General features: G+C 56.2%; 1 protein-coding gene. It reads left to right on the forward strand.

Annotation, left to right across the window (positions count from 1 at the left end; all coding sequences use genetic code 11):
- Positions 1 to 188, forward strand: a 188-nt coding sequence (locus EEB11_RS19880; RefSeq protein ID WP_210134478.1) for a hypothetical protein, incomplete at its 5' end; no start/stop codon positions are given.
- Positions 189 to 313: the final 125 nt, after the last annotated feature.

Below are 313 nucleotides of genomic sequence, written 5' to 3' on the forward strand. Positions count from 1 at the left end.
CCGTGATAATCTCCGACATGACCGCTCCCCTTTGTGGATCCATACAGACCCACCTTGGCACACACATGCCGCCGGGGGGCGGTTACATCATCAACGCCGACCAGAGATGTAAAAGTGGTTTTGTTTCAGCATCGGAATCAAAGGAATGTCTTATCAACGGCTTCGGCTGCGCCGAGATGGCAGCTTGATCGCTTCTGCTGCAGCAAGGCGAGCTTTTATGGCCGAGCATCGCGCTTTCAGCCCCGCCCCAGGGGCGGTTTCCCGTTTTTCGGACAGACTCGTTCTCATGCCATCAGCCTTCTTCGCACCAGGA

The organism is Pseudotabrizicola sediminis, assembly GCF_004745575.1.
Taxonomy (GTDB): Bacteria; Pseudomonadota; Alphaproteobacteria; order Rhodobacterales; family Rhodobacteraceae; genus Pseudotabrizicola; species Pseudotabrizicola sediminis.